Annotated in this window: 21 protein-coding genes; 3 read left to right on the top strand and 18 right to left on the bottom strand. The window is 63.3% G+C overall.

Features of this window, described 5'->3' with window-relative positions:
• Positions 1 to 319: 319 nt before the first annotated feature.
• The 3 genes from lysS to RhoBH5_RS24970 are packed head-to-tail and all read right to left on the bottom strand — an operon-like array spanning position 320 to position 3,176.
• Complete coding sequence (gene lysS, locus RhoBH5_RS24980; protein ID WP_065456175.1) at positions 320 to 1,831, bottom strand: lysine--tRNA ligase; 1,512 nt, start codon at positions 1,829 to 1,831, stop codon at positions 320 to 322.
• An 11-nt stretch (positions 1,832 to 1,842) separates the two neighbouring features.
• Positions 1,843 to 2,346, bottom strand: a complete 504-nt coding sequence (locus RhoBH5_RS24975) for an anthrone oxygenase family protein (RefSeq protein ID WP_054826783.1) — start codon at positions 2,344 to 2,346, stop codon at positions 1,843 to 1,845.
• Positions 2,343 to 3,176, bottom strand: coding sequence for an NAD(P)H-binding protein (locus RhoBH5_RS24970; RefSeq protein ID WP_270008909.1), 834 nt, complete (start codon positions 3,174 to 3,176; stop codon positions 2,343 to 2,345). The genes RhoBH5_RS24975 and RhoBH5_RS24970 overlap by 4 nt, the downstream gene beginning before the upstream one ends.
• An 80-nt stretch (positions 3,177 to 3,256) precedes the next feature.
• On the opposite strand from RhoBH5_RS24970, the gene RhoBH5_RS24965 reads away from it, so the two are divergent.
• Positions 3,257 to 4,216: an AraC family transcriptional regulator gene (locus tag RhoBH5_RS24965; RefSeq protein WP_270008908.1), complete on the top strand. Its 960-nt coding sequence runs from the start codon at positions 3,257 to 3,259 to the stop codon at positions 4,214 to 4,216.
• A gap of 21 nt (positions 4,217 to 4,237) precedes the next feature.
• Here RhoBH5_RS24965 and RhoBH5_RS24960 read toward each other — a convergent pair whose 3' ends face one another.
• The 14 genes from RhoBH5_RS24960 to RhoBH5_RS24895 all read right to left on the bottom strand — a co-directional run bounded on the left by RhoBH5_RS24960 (position 4,238) and on the right by RhoBH5_RS24895 (position 16,271).
• Positions 4,238 to 4,660 carry a rhodanese-like domain-containing protein gene (locus RhoBH5_RS24960; RefSeq protein ID WP_003945445.1) on the bottom strand — a complete coding sequence of 141 codons (423 nt, stop codon included), beginning with the start codon at positions 4,658 to 4,660 and terminating at the stop codon, positions 4,238 to 4,240.
• Positions 4,657 to 5,175: a cysteine dioxygenase gene (locus RhoBH5_RS24955; protein WP_007726989.1), complete on the bottom strand. Its 519-nt coding sequence runs from the start codon at positions 5,173 to 5,175 to the stop codon at positions 4,657 to 4,659. Before RhoBH5_RS24955 ends, RhoBH5_RS24960 begins: the two co-directional genes overlap by 4 nt.
• 261 nt (positions 5,176 to 5,436) lie before the next feature.
• Complete coding sequence (locus RhoBH5_RS24950) at positions 5,437 to 6,252, bottom strand: type III pantothenate kinase (RefSeq protein ID WP_007726991.1); 816 nt, start codon at positions 6,250 to 6,252, stop codon at positions 5,437 to 5,439.
• Positions 6,253 to 6,255: 3 nt separating this feature from the next.
• Positions 6,256 to 6,702, bottom strand: a complete 447-nt coding sequence (panD, locus tag RhoBH5_RS24945; protein ID WP_003945761.1) for an aspartate 1-decarboxylase — start codon at positions 6,700 to 6,702, stop codon at positions 6,256 to 6,258.
• Positions 6,703 to 6,729: 27 nt separating this feature from the next.
• Entirely contained in the window at positions 6,730 to 7,662 is a 933-nt protein-coding gene (panC, locus tag RhoBH5_RS24940) for a pantoate--beta-alanine ligase (protein ID WP_175280118.1), read from the bottom strand.
• Positions 7,655 to 8,596 (bottom strand): Rossmann-like and DUF2520 domain-containing protein, encoded by a 942-nt coding sequence (locus tag RhoBH5_RS24935; RefSeq protein WP_003945822.1) that lies wholly within the window; start codon positions 8,594 to 8,596, stop codon positions 7,655 to 7,657. Before RhoBH5_RS24935 ends, panC begins: the two co-directional genes overlap by 8 nt.
• A 110-nt stretch (positions 8,597 to 8,706) precedes the next feature.
• Positions 8,707 to 9,828 carry a DUF6779 domain-containing protein gene (locus tag RhoBH5_RS24930; RefSeq protein ID WP_197486205.1) on the bottom strand — a complete coding sequence of 374 codons (1,122 nt, stop codon included), beginning with the start codon at positions 9,826 to 9,828 and terminating at the stop codon, positions 8,707 to 8,709.
• A gap of 68 nt (positions 9,829 to 9,896) precedes the next feature.
• Positions 9,897 to 10,364, bottom strand: coding sequence for a DUF3180 domain-containing protein (locus tag RhoBH5_RS24925; RefSeq protein ID WP_153213529.1), 468 nt, complete (start codon positions 10,362 to 10,364; stop codon positions 9,897 to 9,899).
• Positions 10,365 to 10,381: 17 nt separating this feature from the next.
• Complete coding sequence (folK, locus tag RhoBH5_RS24920) at positions 10,382 to 10,885, bottom strand: 2-amino-4-hydroxy-6-hydroxymethyldihydropteridine diphosphokinase (RefSeq protein ID WP_042923562.1); 504 nt, start codon at positions 10,883 to 10,885, stop codon at positions 10,382 to 10,384.
• On the bottom strand, positions 10,882 to 11,247 hold the full coding sequence (folB, locus tag RhoBH5_RS24915) for a dihydroneopterin aldolase (protein ID WP_042923559.1): 366 nt from the start codon (positions 11,245 to 11,247) through the stop codon (positions 10,882 to 10,884). Before folB ends, folK begins: the two co-directional genes overlap by 4 nt.
• Position 11,248: 1 nt before the next feature.
• Complete coding sequence (folP, locus tag RhoBH5_RS24910; protein ID WP_020968349.1) at positions 11,249 to 12,109, bottom strand: dihydropteroate synthase; 861 nt, start codon at positions 12,107 to 12,109, stop codon at positions 11,249 to 11,251.
• Positions 12,110 to 12,114: 5 nt separating this feature from the next.
• Positions 12,115 to 12,732 (bottom strand): GTP cyclohydrolase I FolE, encoded by a 618-nt coding sequence (gene folE, locus RhoBH5_RS24905; RefSeq protein ID WP_019746783.1) that lies wholly within the window; start codon positions 12,730 to 12,732, stop codon positions 12,115 to 12,117.
• 59 nt (positions 12,733 to 12,791) lie between these two features.
• Positions 12,792 to 15,356 carry an ATP-dependent zinc metalloprotease FtsH gene (gene ftsH, locus RhoBH5_RS24900; RefSeq protein WP_116057302.1) on the bottom strand — a complete coding sequence of 855 codons (2,565 nt, stop codon included), beginning with the start codon at positions 15,354 to 15,356 and terminating at the stop codon, positions 12,792 to 12,794.
• A 267-nt stretch (positions 15,357 to 15,623) separates the two neighbouring features.
• Complete coding sequence (locus RhoBH5_RS24895; protein WP_270008907.1) at positions 15,624 to 16,271, bottom strand: FadR/GntR family transcriptional regulator; 648 nt, start codon at positions 16,269 to 16,271, stop codon at positions 15,624 to 15,626.
• Between the two features lie 99 nt (positions 16,272 to 16,370).
• Here RhoBH5_RS24895 and RhoBH5_RS24890 point away from each other — a divergent pair, with 99 nt between their 5' ends.
• A complete protein-coding gene (locus tag RhoBH5_RS24890; RefSeq protein ID WP_064688651.1) occupies positions 16,371 to 17,711 on the top strand; it encodes an SLC13 family permease in 1,341 nt (446 codons plus the stop codon).
• A gap of 28 nt (positions 17,712 to 17,739) precedes the next feature.
• Positions 17,740 to 19,149 (top strand): acyl-CoA synthetase, encoded by a 1,410-nt coding sequence (locus RhoBH5_RS24885; RefSeq protein ID WP_270008906.1) that lies wholly within the window; start codon positions 17,740 to 17,742, stop codon positions 19,147 to 19,149.
• Between the two features lie 32 nt (positions 19,150 to 19,181).
• On the opposite strand, the gene RhoBH5_RS24880 is transcribed toward RhoBH5_RS24885, so the two are convergent.
• Positions 19,182 to 21,806 (bottom strand): RDD family protein, encoded by a 2,625-nt coding sequence (locus RhoBH5_RS24880; protein ID WP_270008905.1) that lies wholly within the window; start codon positions 21,804 to 21,806, stop codon positions 19,182 to 19,184.
• Positions 21,807 to 21,815: the final 9 nt, after the last annotated feature.

The following is a 21,815-nucleotide window of genomic DNA, read 5'->3' as shown; positions in this document are numbered from 1 at the left end:
CCGTCACAAATATCCCGGCGGACAACGAATGCGATCCGCCCTCAGCACAATTCGATGTCGTCACCACACCCGGATACTCCACAGCCGAGGTCATGGTCTTCCTTGTCCAGTCGGATCAGGGACTACCTGACGCACTCAACCAGGGCACGATCGACCAAATCATCGCAACAATTCGTAAGTCCGAAACTCGGGCGACCGCGCATGGATGAATCCTTTGCCGCAGGCGAACGTCGTTGGGAACTATCGAATACCTTGGGAGCGCCCCAACTGAAAAAGGTTCAGCCGCAACATGTGCGGCCGAACCTTGATCGAAGTAAAGCTAGCGAGCGGACGGACGAACGATCGGGAAGAGGATCGTCTCGCGAATACCGAGACCAGTCAAAGCCATCAGCAGTCGATCGATTCCCATGCCGGTGCCGGTGGTCGGCGGCATGCCCTGTTCCATCGCGGCGAGGAACTCCTCGTCCAGCACCATCGCTTCGTCGTCGCCTGCCGACGCGAGGCGCGCCTGGTCGACAAAGCGCTCACGCTGGATGACCGGGTCGACCAGTTCGGAGTAGCCGGTCGCCAATTCGAATCCGCGGATGTAGAGGTCCCACTTCTCGGTGACACCCTTCTTGCTGCGGTGATCACGGGTCAGGGGCGACGTCTCGACCGGGAAGTCACGGACGAACGTCGGCCCGTACAGCTGATCGCCGCACTGGTGTTCCCACAACTCCTCGACGAGCTTGCCGTGGCCGTAGCCCTTGTCCTTGGGAACCTCGAGGCCGACCTTCTCCGCCAGAGCGAGAAGCTCGTCGACCGTCGTATCCGGCGTGACCTCGGTGCCGATGGCAGCCGACAGCGACGGGTACATCTCGAGAACCTGCCACTCGCCACTGACGTCGTACTCGGAACCGTCGGCGAGGGTGAGGACCTGCGTGCCGAATGCTTCCTGCGCAACTTCCTGGACGAGTTCACGAATCATCTTCGCGGAATCGTCGTACGTGCCGTAGGCCTCGTACGTCTCGAGCATCGCGAACTCGGGCGAGTGAGTGGAGTCGACGCCCTCGTTGCGGAAGTTGCGGTTGATCTCGAAGACCTTCTCGATACCGCCGACGACGCAACGCTTGAGGAACAGTTCCGGCGCGATACGCAGGTACAGGTCGATGTCGAGGGCGTTCGAATGCGTGACGAACGGGCGAGCTGCCGCGCCGCCGTGCAGCGTCTGCAGCATCGGCGTCTCGACCTCGAGGAAGCCGCGGCTCTCGAGTGCATTGCGCAGCGCACGGACAACAGCGACGCGCTTGCGGGCGTTGTCCCGAGCCTCGGGGCGAACGATCAGATCCGCGTAGCGCTGACGCACCCGGGACTCTTCGCTCATTTCCTTGTGAGCAACCGGCAGGGGGCGCAGCGACTTGGACGCGATCTGCCACGCGTCAGCCATCACGCTGAGCTCGCCGCGACGGGAGCTGATGACCTCACCGTGGATGAAGACGAAGTCGCCGAGGTCGACGTCGGACTTCCAGGCAGCCAGTGCCTCTTCGCCGACGCCGGCGAGGCTGATCATGGCCTGCAGCTGGGTACCGTCGCCTTCCTGCAGAGTCGCGAAGCACAACTTGCCGGTGTTGCGCATGAAGATGACGCGGCCGACGACGCCGACCAGCACACCAGTCGCCGTGTCCGGCTCGAGTTCCGGGTACTCCGCGCGGATCTGCGCGAGCGTGTGGGTGCGATCGACCGAAACCGGGTACGCCTCCTGCCCCTGCGCCAGGATCCGTTCACGCTTCTCGCGCCGGATACGGAGCTGCTCGGGGGTGTCGTCGACTGGCTGGGCTTCTACATCACTCACGGGGTACAAGACTACTGGGCCGTGTCCACCGCGTTTGTTGCTGGTAGCACCGCGGCCACCGCGAGCACGATTCCCGACAGCAGGTACAGCCCGACCCGAACGTGATTCCACATAGTCCAACCCGCCTCGTACGACGCCCATGCGGCCGCGTCGGTAGTGCTGACCGAGGCAAACGCGTCGTTGCGAGGGACGTGGTAGATCGCGGTCACCGCGAAGGACGCGAGCACCCCGACGCAACCAACGACAGCAAGGACCCAGCCGTCCGGTCTGGAGATCGCTGCCCAGATTCCAGCGGCGATCGCGGTGAGCGCCGATCCGACCAGCGGCAGCATCAACGCACTACGCGGCGCTTCGACGTTGATCGCCTGCATCGACGTGATCGCGGTATGTGCATCGACCGACCGCAGAGCGGGCATCACGAAGGACGAGAAGGCAAACAACGCACCACCGGCGACGAGCGCGCCGAGCGCAGTCACCCCGAGCAGCAGCTCCAAGAAAATCTCGGATTTCTTCACGACCAGACCCCCGTTCGGGCAGCCTCGGCGGCAAAAGTGGTGAAATCTCGAGCGGGTCGTTCCAGGACCTCTTCGACGGCGCCGGTCACACTTTGATTTCGTCCGTCGAGAACCTCGGCAAACAGGTACCTGAGTAACTCCACGACGTCACTCGGGACGCCGACCTCCGCCATGCCGTCGGAAAACTGTTTGAGTCCAATTCTTTCGAATGTCACGAGACGACCCGACGCCGTCGAAATCGCATCCACCGCCGCCGCGAAAGTGAGCAACTCCGGACCTGTCACCTCGAGAACTCGGCCAAGGAGGTCGGTTCGAGTCAATGCGGCCACCGCCACGTCGGCGAGATCGTCGACGTCGATGAACGGCTCCCCCACCTCACCGACCGGAAGTGCCAGGTGGCCTTCCCGAATCGGATCGAGTAGGTACCCCTCACTGAAGTTCTGGGCAAACCAACTGGCCCGCACCACAGCCCATTCCAGACCGCTGTCGGCGAGAACCTGCTCGGCTTTCTGCGCCGCCGGTTCACCGCGCCCGGACAGGAGCACCATGCGACGAACCCCTTCGCGGTACGCAAGCTCCGCGAACTCCTCGATGTGGGCGCTCGATTCCGGAACAGCCAGATCTGGCGCATACGTCACATATGCCACGTCGACGCCGGACACTGCTGGCTGCCACGTCGTCTGATCGTTCCAGTCGAAACGCGCCCCGGATGTTCTCGACGCGATTCGGGTACGGATTCCCACCGCCGTCAGCCTCTGCGCAACGCGCGCACCGGTCTTGCCGGTACCACCGATCACTACTGCCGATTGAATGTCGCTTGTTGTCGTCATGCACTCATTCGACCGCGGAGCGTCAATACGATCCATAGCCGAAGGTCGCAAAAACATACGCCAGCGTCTACCGTCGAAGCATGGATGCATTGTCGATGATGCTGGCGGGATCGCGGGCGGAGGGCGCTTTTCTACTGCGCTCGCTGCTCGATCCACCGTGGTCATTACGTATCGAGGACCACGCACCGATCACCGTGCTGGTTCTGGTTCGAGGCAGCGCGGTCGTCGTCTCCGACACCGGACAGACAGAAGATCTCGAGGCCGGCGACGTTGCACTCCTGCGCGGCCCCGATCCCTACACGGTCGCCGATCACCCGGACACCCCGGTCCACGTACTCATCGACGAGGCACAAAACTGCGCTGCGGTCGACGGATCACCACTCGAGGACATGTCAGTTCACGGCATTCGCACCTGGGGCAACTCGACCAGTGGTCAGACCGTCATGCTCACGGGCACATACCGTTTGGACTCCTATGTCAGCCGTCAGATCCTCGACAGCCTGACACCCGTCGCGGTAGTAGGACGCAGCATCGAAACCGCGCCGATGACAAACCTTCTGGAACAACAGATCGCCGCCGACGGGCCCGGACAGGAAGTGTTGTTGGACAGGCTCCTGGACCTGGTCCTGATCTCAGCGGCCCGGACCTGGTTCGCCGAGAACCCGAATCGATCACCGCGATGGATCAAGGCCTACGAGGATCCCGTCATCGGGCATGCCTTGCGGCTCATACACAATCGGCCGGAACACCCCTGGACGGTCGCGAGCCTGGCCCAGGAGTCCGGCAGTTCACGAGCAGCCTTCGCGCGCCGGTTCACCAGCCTCATGGGGATCGGACCCGTCGGCTATCTGACCGAGTGGCGCTTGTCGGTGGCGGCGGATCTACTCGCAGACCCGGCACGAACGGTGTCGTCGATCGCGCGAGAAGTGGGCTACTCGAGCCCCTTCGCCCTCACAACCGCGTTCACCCGTCATCACGGAATGAGCCCGAAGATGTACCGCCAGACCCGCTGTGCGCCTTTATTAACCGCCCGCGGTTAATAAAGGCGCACAGCAAATACCTCAATGAGCCGAAACCGCCGCCAACTCGCGGGAGCAATGACGCACTCCGCTGAGCGCACCGAGCAGGCCGGCGGCCTTGATCGCCTGGTACCCGCCCACGAGATCGGTGGCCTTGTGCAGACCCAACTGCTGCAACGACGCTGCGGCCAGGCTCGAGGTGTAGCCCTCGGAGCAGACGATCACCCACTCGACGTCGTGGTCGGTGGCCAACGCGAGGTGTGCGCTGCTGGTGGGGTCGAGGCGCCATTCGAGCACGTTCCGCTCGATCGCGAGTGCACCGGGAAGAGTTCCCTCGATGGCGCGCTGCGCCTGCGGGCGAATGTCGACGAAGATCGCGCCGCGGTGGAAGGCTTCGGTGAGCTGGAAGACGTACATACGATCGATCTGTGCGCGAGCGTCGTCGAGCATTTGGTCGATGGTCATTTGGTGCCCCCCTCGGGCAGGTCGGTCAGCTCGGTACGGGTGCGGCGAAGTGTCCGGTGATCCGTCACTTCGTAGAAGGACATTGCCGTCAGCGGCGGCGAGTAGGCGTGAACGCTCAGAGTCGGTGCATCAGAGCTGATTTCGATCGGAGCACCGGGAGCATCCGTCGAACGCACGACATCGTGAACCCATCCGAGCGGGAACGAAGCCTGATCGCCGGCATCGAGCTGGCGTTCCACCAGGGCGTCACCGGCCCAACGGAATTCGGTGAGCGAACCACTGAGGACGGTCAAGGCACCGAACGAGCCTGCGTGGTCGTGCAATTCGGTGTTGCGTTCGGGCACCCAACTGATGAGCCACACATCGACGTCGTCGTCCGCGTGCAAGCGGGTGGACCAACGGTCGAGCGTCGGGAAGGTGTCGGGGATGAGGTGATCGAAACGGCCGTCGAGCACGCCGTTTGCTCCCTCGTCGGTCAGACGCAGCAGATCGGCCGGGCGAAGGCGGGTAGGCAACGACGCACCACTCGGACGGCGTCCGGACGCCCCACGATTAGCGCTACGACCTGCGGAAACAGCACGATCAGCAGCGAGAGTCGGGGTCAAAACAGAGAGATCTGCAGAATATGTGGATAGCACGAGCTAGCTCCAAGGAATGTGAATTGGTCAAGGCAGCGGTCAGCCTCGACAACACTCCTGAGCACCCATGCAGCGATTCACGAGCACCATTGTGGCATAACTTTTGCAATCGCGAAACCGCTGGAACGAAACCATCGATCAGGCGACGGGTCGTCGACCGGATCCACGACGCGCCTGATTGCGCTCGAAGACCAACCTCAGCCCCTCGAGGGTGAGGTCCCGTTCGAGGTGATCGATGGTGTCGGACTCGGGAATGATCAGCGGTGCGCTGTCCCCGGTCGCGATCACGGAGACGTCGTCACCACCGAACTCCGGTAGTTCGTCGCGGACGCGGTTGACCAATCCGTCGACGAGGCCTGCAAAGCCGAATACCGCACCGGACTGCATGCATTCGACGGTATTCTTGCCGACCACCGAACGCGGGCGCACCAATTCGACCTTGCGCAGCGCAGCGGACTGCGACGCCAAGGCATCGGTCGAGATCTCGAGTCCGGGCGCGATGCAGCCGCCCAGAAACTCACCCTTGGCGGAAACGACGTCGACACAGGTCGACGTACCGAAGTCCACGACAATGCACGGCCCCTCGTAAAGATGGTGAGCGGCAAGGCTGTTGACGATCCGGTCGGCTCCCACCTCTTTGGGGTTGTCCACCAGCAGTGGCACACCGGTGCGAATACCCGGTTCGACCACCACATGGGGAACGTGACCCCAGTACCGCTCGAGCATCACACGGATTTCACGCAAGACGGACGGCACTGTCGACAGCGCCGCAACGCCGGTGATCTGATCGACATGAGAACCCAACAGCCCACGGAAGGTCAACGCCAACTCGTCGGCAGTCATCCGAGGATCGGTTCGCATTCGCCAGTCCTGCAACAGCTTCGAATACTCACCAGTCCCGGAGAACAGACCGAGAACGATGTTGGTGTTCCGGACGTCGACCGTGAGCAGCATGGATTACACCAGGCTGGATTCGCGCGAGGCCTCGAGCGTCGACAGCATGCGTGGGGTGATCAGACCCGAACCCTCCGGCGCGTGAGCCGGGTCGGAACCGAGTTCGATCTGCTTGTTGTCGGCATCGACGAAGACGACGCGCGGGGAGTACTCCTTGACTTCCTGCTCGTTCATCACGCCGTAGGCGATGAGGATGACCAGGTCGCCTGGCTTGACCAGATGCGCTGCCGCACCGTTGATTCCGATGACACCGGTTCCGCGCTCGCCGGCAATGACGTACGTCTCGAGACGCGCACCGTTGTCGATGTCGACGATGCACACCTGTTCGCCTTCGAGGAGGTCTGCGGCGTCCATCAGATCCTGGTCGACGGTGACGGAGCCGACGTAATGCAGGTCGGCGTGAGTCACGGTGGCGCGGTGGATCTTCGACTTCATCATCGTGCGAAACATATCCAGGTCCTTACTCGTGAAAAGTGCTCAGTGAGACAGCAGGTCGTCGATGGCGTCGGCGGATGGGTCGGTGTCACGCTCGAGGAAGCCGGTTCCCACCGCGACACCGACGTTGTCGATCAAACGGGTGGTTCCGAGCTTGGCGGCCACCAACAGTCGACCGTCACCTCGCTCGGGCGCGGGGCCCAGATCGACGCCCCGAACCTCGAGGTAGTCGACCTCGATTTCCGGAACAGCTGCCAGAACAGCGCGTGCGGTTTCCAGGATTGCTTCCGCTCCCCCAGCCGCCGCGTGTGCACCGGCGATCAGAGCGGCGGACAGCGCGACCGCTGCCGCGCGCTGGTTCTCGTCGAGGTAGCGATTGCGAGAGGACAACGCGAGACCGTCGAACTCGCGAACCGTCGGAACTCCGATGATCTGTACATCGAAGTTGAGATCCCACACCATCTGACGGATGAGCGTCAGCTGCTGGTAGTCCTTCTCACCGAAGTACGCGTGATTGGGTGCCGCGATCTGCAGCAACTTCGCCACTACCGTCAGCATTCCCGCGAAGTGAGTGGGGCGCGCTCCGCCTTCGAGTTCGCTACCCAACGGGCCCGGCACGACGGTGGTGCGCTGGCCCCGCGGGTACATCGTCTTGGCGCTCGGCGCGAACACCAATTCGACGCCCTCGGCGCGCAACAGGTCGAGATCCGCATCGAGAGTGCGCGGGTACGCGTCCAGGTCTTCACCGGCACCGAACTGGAGCGGGTTCACGAAGATGGAAACGATCACGACGGCGCCGGTGACCTTGGCCTGACGAACCAGTTCGATGTGGCCGGCATGCAGCGCACCCATCGTCGGAACGAGCGCCACCTGACGCCCGACACCTCGCAGTGCCCGCGAGACGCGCCGAAGCTTGTCCGGATCGTGGTGCACCGTCAGTTCGCCGCGCTTGTATCCGCCCTGCAGATCACTCACGACGGTCACCTCCCGTTTCAGTCAAGATGTCGAACAATTCGGTGGGGGCGCCCACCCGCTGGGCCGATCGCAAGGACATCGCCCGATAGCCGGCAGCGAGCTCCGGATCCAGGTCTGTCAGTACGCGCAAATGTGTGTCGACAGCAGCAGCGTCGCCGCGTGCCACCGGGCCGGTCAACGCCGAGGGACCGCGTCGTAGCGCGTTGTCCAAGGCCGCCGACAGCAGCGGCTGCAGGACTCGCTCGGCCACTCCACCCGGATCGCCGTCGACCAACTGCTGACCGAGCAGCTCGTCACCTTGCAACGACGCTCGCAGGGCCTCGACGGCGTCGACCACGAGCGTGACCAGGTGATTACTGCCGTGAGCCAGTGCGGCGTGGTAGAGCGCGCGGTTCTCCTCGCGCACTCGGACGGGCTCGCCGCCGATCTCGAGGACCAGTGACTGCGCGATCGCGTAACCGATGTCGTCGGCAGCGGTGATTCCGAAGCATGCCGACGACAGCCGTGCGGTGTCCTCGTCGTGACCGGTGAACGTCATCGCCGGATGGATAGCCAGGGGTAGTGCGCCCAGTTCGGTGAGTGGAGTCAGGATCGCGATCCCGTTGGCACCGGACGTATGGGCGACGAGCGTGCCCGGCTTGACGGCATGGGTGGCCGCCAGACCTCGAACAAGATCCGCAAGTTGATCGTCAGGAACGGCGAGAATCAGCAACTCGGAACGAGCTGCGACGTCGGCGGCCGGAAGAATTTCGGTATCGGGAAGCCGCTTCACAGCGCGGGCAACCGAGGCGCTGGAGACGGCGGAGCAAGCGCTGACAACATGACCGGCTCGCTCCAATGCGGCACCGACAGCTGTTCCGACCCTGCCTGCGGAGACAATTCCTACCGTCAATCGCGCAGGTGCAGGTCCATTAGTGATCCCGAAGGAAGTCACCGGATTCCTCTCGTTCGTTCCAGTCCCGCTCGGCGGGTACCAGACGTTCTGCGTCCGAGGATATCCTTCGCCCGAACCGTCATGCCATGGCCGGGCGAGTGATCTGCGACTCAGTCCTCTCGGCGACGGCGTCGGCCGGAGCCTTCGGACGGGTTGTTCGAACTCAGGTTTGCCATGATTTCGGCGACGGTCAATCCGTTGGAATGAGCACCACTGGCGGCATCTTCCGGAGCGGCACGGCGACGACGTCGCGGCTCCGCGTCAGGCTCCGCAGCGGATTCGGGTTCAGCTTCCGCGACAGCTTCGGGAACAACCGCGCGAACAACCTCGGGCACCTCTTCGACGACAGCGTCTTCGATGACGGCATCTTCGATGTTCGGGGCCTGGGCGGGAGCCTTGACTTCAGGCTCGACCGGCGCGACCGGCTCCGAATCCTTCTTCACCGGAACGTCTTTCACCGTTCGTGTCGGCGAGGAACTCACCGGAGAACTCGGTACTTGGTTCCCGCTCTGGGGCTTCTGCGTCTCTTGTGGCTTCTGCGTCTCTCGAGACTTCTGGGTCGGGATGACGCGCGGCGCCACGAAGCTGCTGTCACGCCACGACGTCTCCGCGAACACGACGGTTGTCTCAGCAGTCACCGGATCGTCGTTGGGCGAAGCCAAGCCGCCGACGTTCGGTGCCGGTTGGCTGGGCCCGCTCTGGCCGGCGCCGGGAACGTACAACCCCGACGGTGCCGGCTGGTACGCGCCGTACGAACTACCGCCAAGTTCCGGCACTCGCGTCGAATCGGTCTTGAGCGCGGTCTGTTCGGGCAGCAGCCCACCTTCGAACAGTGCTTCGAGGTTTCGGCGCAGCGCCACCAATTCGGCGCGCAGGCCGGCCAGTTCCTCCGCGTCCGCGGTCACCTCACGTCGCACGCGACCTTCGACGCTCAGTTCGTACTCGCGTCGAGCAGAAATTTCACGTTCGAGCTGCAGTTCGTACACGGTCTGCAGATCGGCAACCTTGGCTTTGTCCAGTGCCGACTCACGCCGATACTTGGTCATGGCGATAGCGCCGAGGGTGGCTGCCCACAGAGCGACGACCAGACCCACCCGAAGAAGCTGAACGCTGTTGCTGAAAATCAGAAACAGCGAAGCAATGACAGCAAGTGCCAGAAGAGCAGCAATGATCATCTGGCTCGCGCTGCGCTTGCTTCGGCGCGCAGACTTCGATCGACCAGAATTTGTCATGGTTGCCAGGGTACTTGCCGAGACCGGGGTCGCCACGTACCTCGGTGGGTGATTTGCCGACCAGGCTGTCAGTGCGCAGGCTCGTCAGGTGTATCTTCCGGCGTCTTGCAACAATGTTCGAGCCACAGAGCTGCCGCTACCAGCGCAATTGCGGCGCCCAACCCCACCCACGCGCCCGGCGTGTCGGAGGCTGCAGCCTGCAGAACCGAGCGCTGTGGGATGAGATACACCAGCACTCCGACCCAGACACCGACGGTAGCTGAACCGACCAAAGCGGATGCTTTGGCCAATGCCAGCGCTCGGGCGGCGGTGATCGGATGAAGCTGTCTGAGCCCGTCGCCGACCTGCCGGTTTTTGACGCGTGAACGAATGACAAAAGCGAAGACGGCCTCGGCAACGGCCACGAAGTACAGCGACGCTCCCGCATAAACAGGGATGGGCGGCATCGAACCGTAGAACACGCGAATCAGAATCCAGGTGGCCACGGCCGCCACTGCGGCGAGTACCGCGAGTTCACTGATCCGGGTCGGCTTCAAACCCTTGTCGTTTTCGGTCACCGCGCAAGCACCACATCGGTAGTGCGGACACCTTCGCGCTCAGTGCTATCGAGGCCGTCGAGAATTTGTGCCACCGGCAACTTCTGGCCGTCGACGATCAGCGTCGCGTCAGGCTCGACGTCCAGCCAAGGAACGAGAACGAATGCCCGAAGATGCGCGCGCGGATGCGGAAGTGTGAGCACGGGATCGGAACTGACGACGCCTTCGCAGTCGACTACGTCCACGTCCAGGCTCCGTGGCCCCCACCGCTGTTCGCGCACCCGGTCTGCGGCTTCCTCGAGAGCTTGCGAGCGGCGAAGCCATTCAGCGGCATCGGCTTCGGGATCGTCGACCACCACCACCGCGTTGTAGAAATCCTGCTGCTCGACGCCACCCCACGGCGCGGTCGAGTAGACCGGTGAGACAGCAACGACGGCGCTGCCCAACCCGTCGACAACGGACTGCAGGTGAGCCACGCTGTCGCCGATGTTGGAACCGATCGACAGAACAGCGCGCGTCATGCCGATCGGGTCCGATGTGCGACGACGGCGACGTCCGCAAAAACCAGCGGAATCGGTGCCGACGGTTTGTGGACAACAACCTCGACGCTCTCGACTCGCGAATCTTTCATGACGTCGTCGGCGATCTCAGCGGCGACGGTCTCGATGAGATCGCGCGACGGGCCGGCGACTACCGCTGCGGCGGCTTCCGCCAACTCGCCGTAGTGCAGGGTCTGCGTCAGGTCGTCCGACGCCGCGGCGGGAGCCAAGTCCATCCATACGGTGATGTCGATGAAGAAGTCCTGACCGTCACGCTTCTCGTGGTCGAACACTCCGTGATTGCCGCGAACCTTCAGTCCGCGCAATTCGATTCGGTCCCCCATGTCAGGCCCTTTCTCGTCCACGGTTCCAGGCGTCGACCACGGCAATGGCGTCGAGCGAGGCTTGTGCGTCGTGCACCCGAACTCCCCAGGCGCCTTCGCGCGCTGCAAGGGCGGAGACCACGGCCGTCGCAGTCTCGCGGCCACCGGGTGGACGCGGATTGCCGTCGGGATCGCTGAGCAGAGACCCGAGGAACCGCTTTCGGGAAGCGCCGACCAGTACCGGGAATCCGGTCGCGTTGAACTCGGGTAGTGCACGCAACAGTGCCCAGTTGTGGTCGGCGTTCTTCGCGAACCCGAGGCCGGGGTCGAGGATGATCGACGACGAATCGACCCCTGCCTTCAACGCCAGATCGACCTGCGACAGCAGTTCGTCACGGACGTCGCGGACCACGTCGTCGTAGTGATCGGCGCTGCCACGATGGACGTAGTCGCCGGCCGAGCGCCAATGCATGAGGATCCAGGGCACTCCGGCGTCGGCCACAACGGACGCCATGTCGGGGTCTGCGCGACCGCCCGATACGTCGTTGACGATGCCTGCGCCCGCTTCGATCGCGGCGGCGGCGACGGAAGCACGCATCGTGTCGACGCTGACGCGAATTCCGGCTGCCACGAGTTCTTCGATCACCGGGGCAATTCGGTCCGCCTCGAGTTTCGGATCGACACGGGTGGCTCCGGGACGCGTCGACTCGCCGCCGACGTCGACGATGTCGACGCCGATGCGTTGCAGTTCGAGCCCGCGAGCGATCGCCGCGTCACGATCGAGAAATTGACCGCCGTCGGAAAACGAATCGGCGGTGACGTTCAGAATCCCCATCACGACCATCCGGGCCGGATCGCTGCCTGCAACGGGAGCCGCGGACATCTTGCTCACTTACGCAGGATGAGGTCCAGCGCTTCGGACCGCGAGGCCGCGCTGGATTGCAGGAGCCCACGAACCGCAGACGTGGTCGTGCTGGCTCCGGGCTTGCGGATACCGCGCATCGCCATGCACAGATGCTCGGCTTCGATGACGACGATGGCTCCGCGCGGGTCGAGCTTGCGCATCAAAGCATCCGCGATCTGACTGGTCAGGCGTTCTTGAACCTGCGGACGCTTGGCGTACAGGTCGACGACGCGCGCGAGCTTCGACAAACCGGTGACCTTGCCCGACTTTCCCGGGATGTAGCCAACGTGAGCAACACCGTGGAAGGACACCAGGTGGTGCTCGCACGTCGAGAACATCGGAATGTCTCGCACGAGCACCAACTCCTGGTGACCCTCGTCGAAAGTTGTGTTCAACGCGTCGTCAGGTTCGGAGTACAGACCCGCGAAGATCTCCTTGTACGAGCGCGCAACCCGGGCCGGCGTATCGAGCAGTCCTGGGCGCTCCGGATCTTCACCGACCGCGATCAACAATTCCCGTACGGCAGCCTCTGCCCGCGCCTGATCGAACGGGCGGCCCGTTCCGAGCGACACCAGTTCACTGGCCACATCATTCACCGACAACCGAACTCTCCTCGAGAATTGTTCACAGGTCCCCCGCCGCAGAGCCTAGTGGCGCAAGGTCAGCGAGATCCGTCCGGTCCGTCCCAGCGAACGGTGCTCGGTCCCTCGTCCTCAGCCGAATGGTGCGGCGGAGGAGTTTGCGGCTGTTCCGGTGCGGGGCTCTGCCACTGGTTTTCGCCGGTCGGGTTTCCCCGGTTCGGATCGGCGAAGGGTCCACTGTCCGGGTACTGCACCGGGTAATCGGGCTGCGCGGGGTAACGGCGGCCGGGATGCGGCTGCTCCGGGTACGCCTGCTGCCCCGGGTGCGGTTGACCGTACTGCCCCTGATCGGGCTGGGGCTGACCGTGTTGGGGCTGACCGTACTGGCCCTGCGACTGGTTCGGCGGGGTCGGATTCTGTCCACCGGTGTACCCACCCGACTGCTGTCCGGGGTACGTCGGCGACGGGTTCTCACGCGGAGGCCAACCCGGTGCCGACCATCCGGCGGGCGCTCCGTAGTCGGGCGTACCCGGTTGCGGAGTCTGCTGCGGAGCACTCGGCTGCGGGTACGAAGGCTGTGCGTAGCCGTTCGAGGGTCCCTGGTTGCCGTTGTTGGGGAGACCACCGTTGTTGGGGAGACCACCGTTGGGGACACCGCTGTTGGGTGCACCTGCCTTGACGAGAACAGGTGCGGCAGCGGGCTCCGGCCAGGTTTCGCCGCGCTCGATCGCGAGTTCGCGAGGAGTCTTCACCGGCGGACGATCCGAAGGCGTGCGCCCACCGAAATCGTTGAAAGCCGTGATGCGCGGACGCTTTTCGACGCCGGCAAGGATCTTCTCGAGGTCCTTGCGAGTCAACGTCTCACGCTCGAGCAGTTCGGTAGCGATGAGGTCGAGCGCATCGCGGTACTCGTTGAGGATTGCCCACGCTTCGGTGTGCGCTGCCTCGATGAGGTTGCGCACCTCTTCGTCGATTTCACGGGCGATCTCGTGTGAGTAGTCGGACTGAACGCCCATCGAACGGCCGAGGAACGGATCCCCGCCCTCCTGTCCGTAGCGAACCGCGCCGAGCTTGGCACTCATGCCGTATTCGGTGACCATCGCGCGGGCGATCTTGGTCGCCATGTCGATATCGGACGACGCTCCGGTGGTGGGCTCGTGGAACACCAACTCCTCGGCGGCGCGTCCACCCATTGCCATGACGAGACGAGCGATCATCTCCGAACGCGTCATCAAACCCTTGTCGTCCTCGGGCACGGTCATCGCGTGACCACCCGTGCGACCGCGAGCGAGGATCGTGACCTTGTAGACCGGCTCGATGTCAGGCATTGCCCAAGCAGCCAGCGTGTGACCGCCCTCGTGGTACGCCGTGATCTTCTTCTCGTGCTCGCTGATGATGCGACTCTTACGCCGCGGTCCACCGACAACACGATCCACCGATTCCTCGAGCGAGGCTTCGGTGATGACGGTTCCGTTTTCGCGTGCGGTGAGCAGCGCAGCCTCGTTGATGACGTTGGCGAGATCAGCACCCGACATTCCGACGGTCCGCTTGGCGAGACCTTCGAGGTCGGCGTTGGGATCGATCGGCTTGCCCTGCGAGTGCACGCGCAGGATCGCGCGGCGACCGGCGAGGTCGGGGGCGCCGACCGGAATCTGGCGATCGAAGCGTCCCGGACGCAGCAGTGCGGGGTCGAGGATGTCGGGGCGGTTGGTTGCGGCGATCAAGATGATGCCGGTGCGATCACCGAAGCCGTCCATCTCGACGAGCAACTGGTTGAGTGTCTGCTCGCGCTCGTCGTGTCCGCCGCCCAGTCCTGCGCCGCGCTGACGACCGACGGCGTCGATCTCGTCGACGAAGATGATGCAGGGGCTGTTCTGCTTGGCCTGCTCGAACATGTCGCGAACACGCGACGCACCGACACCGACGAACATCTCGACGAAGTCAGAACCGGAGATGGTGAAGAACGGGACGCCGGCTTCGCCTGCGACAGCGCGTGCGAGCAGCGTCTTACCGGTTCCGGGAGGGCCGTACAGCAGGACACCGCGCGGAATCTTGGCGCCGAGCGCCTGGTAGCGAGCCGGGTTCTGCAGGAAGTCCTTGATCTCGTACAGCTCTTCGACAGCCTCGTCCGCGCCGGCGACGTCGGCGAACGTGGTTTTCGGCATGTCCTTGGTGAGCTGCTTGGCCTTCGACTTACCGAATCCCATGACTCCGCCGCGACCACCGCCGCCCTGCATCCGGTTCATGACGAAGAAGAAGATGCCGAACAGAATGATCATCGGCAGCACGAACAGAAGGATCGACGTCAGCCAGCTCTCCTGAGTGACCGTCGTGTTGAACTTGTCCGCACCGGCGCCTTCGACCTTGTCGAAGATCTGCTCCGACGCACTCGCGGGGTACTTCGCCAGGATCTGCGTCTTACCGTCGGTGGCGTCGTTGCCGTTCTTGAGCCACAGACGAACCTGCTGCTCACGGTCGTCGATCTGCGCCGACTCAACATTCTTGGCGTCGAGTTGGGAGATCGCGACCGAGGTGTCGACGGTCTTGAAGTCGCGGGTGTCGTTGCTGAAGTAGCTGAAGGCATAGATCACCAACAGCACGACGGCTACGAGTAGCACGTTACGGAACACAGTCTTACGGTTCATACAGGTCGGCCGATGTGGCCGGTCCTTTCGAGAGTGCGGGTCTGCCAGGTCGCCTTCCGGCTGCCAACCGGACACCTGCAGGTTACCGCGATCGGCCCCATCGATGCCCGCCAGCAGCCGTGCCGCTTGGTTGGAACGGTCGTCACTGTGTTCAACGTGCGCATTGCCGATCAGGTTCCCGGGCTACGTCGCAGCACAGTTTCCTGTAAGCGAACATGCTCATAGTGGTTATCGTGCGCTTTTCCGACGCTCGTCCGTCGTTATTCGTCAGGCCGTTTCGGAGAGGATTCCCGCAACAGCGTCAGCGGCGCCCGATTGGTCACCGTCGATGATCCGGTGCGCGAGCTGATCGAGTCGCGCAGACAGTCGCGCCGAGGACTCGGGCACGTCCGCCTGCTTGGCGATGGTGTCGTCGAGATCAGCCAATAAGCCGCCACCGGCCAGGTGCCTGACGCAGCGCCATGTCTCGGCGAAGTTTCTCGCGGTCCCGTCGTCGGTCAACATCGCGACCCGAAGCGCAACGTTGGGATTCGACGCCGCCGCCCGAGCCAGGCCGGCCATGATCGCCTCCCCGGCGGCAGTCAGTTCGTCGACGGTTCGGTCCTGTAGCCGCACTCCCGAGTCCGCAGAGCGGCCCGCGTCGGGCGTCGGAGCTTCACGAATCACCGCTCCGTTACCGTGCTGAATTTCGACTCTGCCCCGAATCTCGAGGGCCACGAGCGCTTGAGCCAGCGACGCGCGACTCACGCCGAGTTCGGCAGCCAGGCTGCGTTCGGGAGGAAGCCGATCGCCGGGCGAAAGACCTTGAGCCTCGATGAAATTCGAAATGTGCTCGGCCAACTGCTCATACAGACGCGGACGCTTCAATCGTCCGGGCAGGCCCGAGCGCGAGCCGGGCGATGACGTCGAATTCATGCCTCGGAGTGTACTTGACAAATGGAGCAGTGGCAGAGAGGCTCGGCCAATTCCAAGTGATGCAGACCACAAGCTGGTCGCGAACGGATTGAGAGTTCGATGGCAAATGTCATAGCCCTGTCAGTACTTGTCCTGGTGTTCGTCATATCCACCGTGAGGTCGGTGAACATGGGTGCGCTCGCCCTGGTGGCTGCCTTCGTCGTCGGAACACTGGTCTTCACCGTCGATACCAGCGAGATCCTCGACGGCTTCCCGGCCAGCCTCTTCGTCATCCTGGTCGGCGTCACCTACCTGTTCGCGCTGGCCAGAAACAACGGCACGGTCGACTGGATCATTCACGCGGCAGTCCGCGCGGTCAGAGGACGAGTGGCCCTCGTGCCGTGGGCGATGTTCGCGGTGTGCGCAGCCGTGACCGCCATGGGCGCGGTCAGTCCCGCTGCCGTCGCCATCATCGCGCCGGTGGCAATGGGCTTCGCCACCCGCTACCGGATCCACCCCATGCTGATGGGCTTCATGGTCGTCCAGGGCGCAACGGCGGGCAGCTTCTCCCCTATCGGGATCTTCGGCGTGATCACCAACGACGTCATGCGTCAGAACGGCCTCCCGTCGAGCCCGGCCTTGCTGTTCGTCTCGACCTTCGCGGCCGCGGCCGTTGTTGCTGCCATCGCGTACGTCTCGTTCGGCGGACGCGCGTTGATTGCGCGCGGCGCCTCCGAACGCGTGCTCGTCAACGCAGTCGGCAATGCGTCTGGCGGGAGCGACACCATCACCGGTTCGGGTTCCGGCGACAGCTCGAAGGGTGGCGGCAAGTCCTCGGGTGGGACCGCTCCGCACGAGGGAGCACTCAACCTCGAGCGCCGACTCACCTTGCTCGGACTGGCGTCGCTTGCACTCGGCGCCTTGGTGTTCGACCTCGACGTCGGATTCACCGCACTGACCGTCGCGGTACTTCTCACCCTGATCTTCCCGGCCTCCGCCCGCGGCGCCGTCGACAAGATCAGCTGGGGCACCGTGCTCCTCATCGGCGGAATCGTCACGTACGTCGCTCTTCTGCAGAACCAGAACACCGTCCAGTGGCTCGGGGATTCGGTTGCACACGTGGGGATTCCACTTCTCGCGGCGTTCTTGATCTGTCTGATCGGCGCGATCGTGTCGGCGTTTGCATCCACCACGGGAATCCTCGGCGCACTCATCCCTTTGGCAATTCCATTCCTCATGACCGGTCAGGTCAATGCAACCGGTCTGGTCATCGCGCTGGCAATCTCCTCGTCTCTGGTCGATTGCAGTCCGTTCTCGACCAACGGCGCGCTGGTGGTCGCGAACGCCGCTCCGGAAGAACGCGACGTGGTGTTCGGGCTGACGATGCGGTGGGGCATGACCATCATGGTGGTGACGCCGATTCTCGCCTGGCTGCTGTTCGTTGTTCCCTGGTCCGTCTGAATCTTCGCTCAAAGAAAGGGAACTCGCGATGAACAGCGAATCCACACTTCTGCGCTCCCTCGACCCCCGCATCTTCGACGATCACGGAGCGGCGGTCAGTTTCGGCGAAGGCGCAACCCTCTCTCGCGCCGACTTGTTTGCCGCCGCCACCGCGGTCGCCGATCGAATCCATGGTGCACAGCGAGTGGCAGTACAAGCCGCCGCCGGCCTCGAGACAGTGGTCGCCGTCGCCGGCGCACTGATCGCCGGTGTTGCCGTGGTCCCGATCCCGCCCGACTCCGGCCCGCTCGAACGTCAGCACATCATCGCCGATTCCAAGGCCGAACTGATACTCGGAGAAGGGCCGACGGATTCGAGTATCCCGTTGATTCCCATCGATATTCACGCGCGATCCGCGACGTCCTATCCCGAACCGAGTGCGGCAGCTACTGCACTGATCATGTACACCTCGGGAACCACCGGAGCTCCGAAAGGCGTTGTCCTCTCGCGAGCATCGATCGCAGCGGATCTCGACGCGCTCGCTCATGTGTGGAATTGGACGCCAGAGGACACACTCGTCCACGGACTGCCCCTCTTCCACGTCCACGGGTTGATTCTCGGCGTGTTGGGCGCCTTGCGCGTGGGTTCGCCGCTGATTCATACCGTCAGACCAACTCCGGATTCGTATGCCGCAGCGGGTGGCTCGTTGTACTTCGGTGTTCCGACCGTCTGGTCACGCGTGTGCGGTGATCCCTCGGCGGCAGCAGCATTGCGATCCGCGCGCTTGCTCGTGTCCGGAAGTGCACCACTTCCGGTTCCATTGTTCGAGCGGATGAAATCGCTGACCGGGTTGGCTCCCGTCGAGCGCTACGGAATGAGTGAAACCCTCATCACCGTCAGCACGACGCACGACGGCGAACGTCGCCCGGGTTGGGTCGGGCACGCCGTTCCGGGAGTCAGGACGAGGTTGCGCGGCGAGAACGGCCAATTGTCGGCGCACGACGGAGAGCAGCTTGGGCAACTGGAAGTTGCGGGCGCCGTTCTCTTCGACGAGTACCTCGGGAACCCCTCGAAGACAGCGGAATCCATGACCGAAGACGGCTGGTTCCGCACCGGCGACATCGCGGTGATCGACGACAGCGGATTCCACCGCATCGTAGGTCGCGAGTCGGTCGACATGATCAAGTCCGGTGGATACCGCATCGGTGCCGGCGAGGTGGAACAGGCACTTCTGGCATACCCCGGCGTTCGCGAGGCCGCCGTCGTCGGTATGCCGGACGACGATCTCGGCCAGCGCATAGTCGCCTTCATCGTCGGCGACGTAGCCGACTGCGCTGTGGTTTCGGACTTCGTCGCCGAATCACTGTCGATCCACAAGCGCCCACGCCAGGTTTGTCTGGTGGACAGCTTGCCGCGCAACGCTATGGGCAAGGTCCAGAAGAAGCTGCTGACGCCCTGAAGGTGTGCTTGTTTCACTCGAAGCGTGCTCGCTCACTGCCTGGTGACCACGACGACGGCATCAGCCATCCGATCGTGGAAGCCGCGGACGTCCGGTGCGCTACTGATCGAAACGATGATCGCGATCGAAATAGCGACTGTTACCAGAGAACCGAGAATGCTCGCGACACTGCCCAACGACATCGAATTCAGCATGCCGACGAGCTCGTCACCACTACCGAGCATGGCCAACGCCGAAACAGCCGATCCGAGGTACATGGGGATCACGAATGCATTCCGTTTGAAGGACTGCGCCAGGGCCGGACGCGCACCTCCTACCGAGCGAACGCCTATTCCGAGAGCGAGTTTGCCCAGGGTTACCCCGAATGCCGACTCTCCCCATACGAAGTACACGATCGAACCGATCCCGATCATGAGGCCGATCAGACCCGAACTTGTCCGGTAGGAATCGAAGTCGAATCCGTTTCCGAGCGTCGCGGTGGAGATCATTCCGCCGACGACCGACACAACTGCGAGAATGGCAAAATCGATGAACCGGGCGGCAACTCGTATCCCGGCTCCGGCCGGCCGAAACCCACCAGGCCGGAGTGGAACGCCGGTCGGCCCATACCCCGGGTCCGGTTGCGGCACGGCAAATTGCGGCACGGCCGATCGCGGTGCGAACGGTTGCACAATTTCGCCGCTGGAGCTGGACTCCGGTCCGCTCGAAATGAACGTCTCGGTCGCAGGTTCGGGTTCGGGTCCGAGTAGACCGAATTGCCCGGCAGCCCTTCGGTCCAACGCTGCATCCACAGCAGGATCACCCAGCGCTTCGAGCCACGTCACAAGATCGTCGTACGTCGACGGATTCGCAGCGATCGCCGGCCGCAACTCCGGCGAACTCGACGCGATCTCGAACAGCACCGCCGCTGGAGTCCGCGGATCCGCAGCCTCGAGAGCACGTCTCGAAGACTGAACGGGCACCGGCGCAGGCACGGGCACACGGCCAGGTTCAGGTTCAGGTAGACCGAATTGCCCAGCAGCCCTTCGGTCCAACGATGCATCCACAGCAGGATCACCCAGCGCTTCGAGCCACGTCACAAGATCGTCGTACGTCGACGGATTCGCAGCAATCGCCGGCCGCAACTCCGGCGAACTCGACGCAATCTCGAACAGCACCGCCGCCGGAGTCCGCGGATCCGCAGCCTCGAGAGCACGCCCCGAAGGCCGAACGGGCTGTCCGAGATTCGGTATCGCAGCTGTAACCGTGGTGGCCGACGCGAACAGTTGCACCCCCGCATACAAATTCCGAACAGCCGGTGAGACTGTGAGAGCGAGAGCAACCAGAACCACCAGCATCGCCATGGCGAGATCGAATATCCATGCACTGTAATATATTTCGCCATACATGGCCGACTGCACCACGAGACGAGCGATCATCAGGACGAGCAAGCCGAGACAGACTCCGAGACCGACCTCGCGTGACGGGCGAGGGTCGAGCGAAGAATACCGAAGCGACAGTGATCTGACTCCGACAACGGCAAGAATCCCGAAGAGTATCGCGAGAACAGCGAGCACTAACGCATCTCCCCACGGCACGATGCCAAATTGCGTTGCTGCCATTGCGATCTGAGAGAATCCAACACCGAAGCTCCACACCGCGATCAACAGCATGCCGTTTCGTGCCGCTGCGAGCCAGACGTATCCGGGGTGCGTCCCGTCGCCGACGGACGCAACACCGAATGGAATGAATGTAATTGCGGCTGCGGCAATCAAGAACGTGATGCCGTAGTAGGGACTAGCCGTGACCGTGTGGAACAGCTCGACACTTGTGCCCTCGCTGATCGAGTGGAGTAATCCGGCTGCGAGGAGAGCGATGCCGAGCGCGGCGATGGTGAGGCGCCAGGACGCAAACCGTCTGGCGAGACCGACTGCCGCAACACCCACCACGACGATCGGAACGGCCGACGACACGAAGAGAACGATCAGGCTCTCGAATGTCTGCGGCCCGTCGTAATATCGGTAGCGACTGACGGAGACCAGGATGTAGATCAGCGCGAGTAGCGCCGAGGCCACTGACGACCCCCAAGCCACAAACACAAGCGGCTTCACCAACGCCAACCATCGCGGCGCGGTTCGAGGGTCGATGCGAATTTCGGCCCCGCGCGGTTGAGCTGCGAGCAGGGCGCCGGCAAGCCCGAACCACGCTCCAGCGCCAACCCCGTTGCCGGTGAAAATACTCGCACTCTCACTGAATCGGAACATTCCACGAATGACGTCGTAGACGACAAGACCCACAACAGTGGCAATGAGGGGTCCGTTGGCCACCAGACGCAGCACACGTATCTGCCCGACATTCCAATTCGGCCCGAGCATTCCGAGTCGCGCCACGTACGGCAGTAACAGCGACGCCAGCGACAGCAGTGTCGGCAGAACCAGAAGCAGCACAAGAGCACTCGAACCGACGCGGGCTATTCCGACGGTCGCACTCCACGGTAAGAAGAGCGACACGAACAGCAGTGCCGCGGCTGTCCCGTCGCGGGTGTAGTCACCGATCCGAATATCCACGAACGCAGATCGCGTCGGTGAATAGCTCTGTGGCGGTGGATACATGCCGTGCGACTGGGGCGAACTGCTTATTGATGGTTCACCGGGTTGACGCGAGTTGTCTTCGGTCATTCGCCAAGC

Origin of the sequence: Rhodococcus sp. BH5 (assembly GCF_027583855.1) — a bacterium.
Taxonomy (GTDB): Bacteria; Actinomycetota; Actinomycetes; order Mycobacteriales; family Mycobacteriaceae; genus Rhodococcus_F; species Rhodococcus_F qingshengii.
This window is presented reverse-complemented; position numbering and strand designations above follow the sequence as displayed.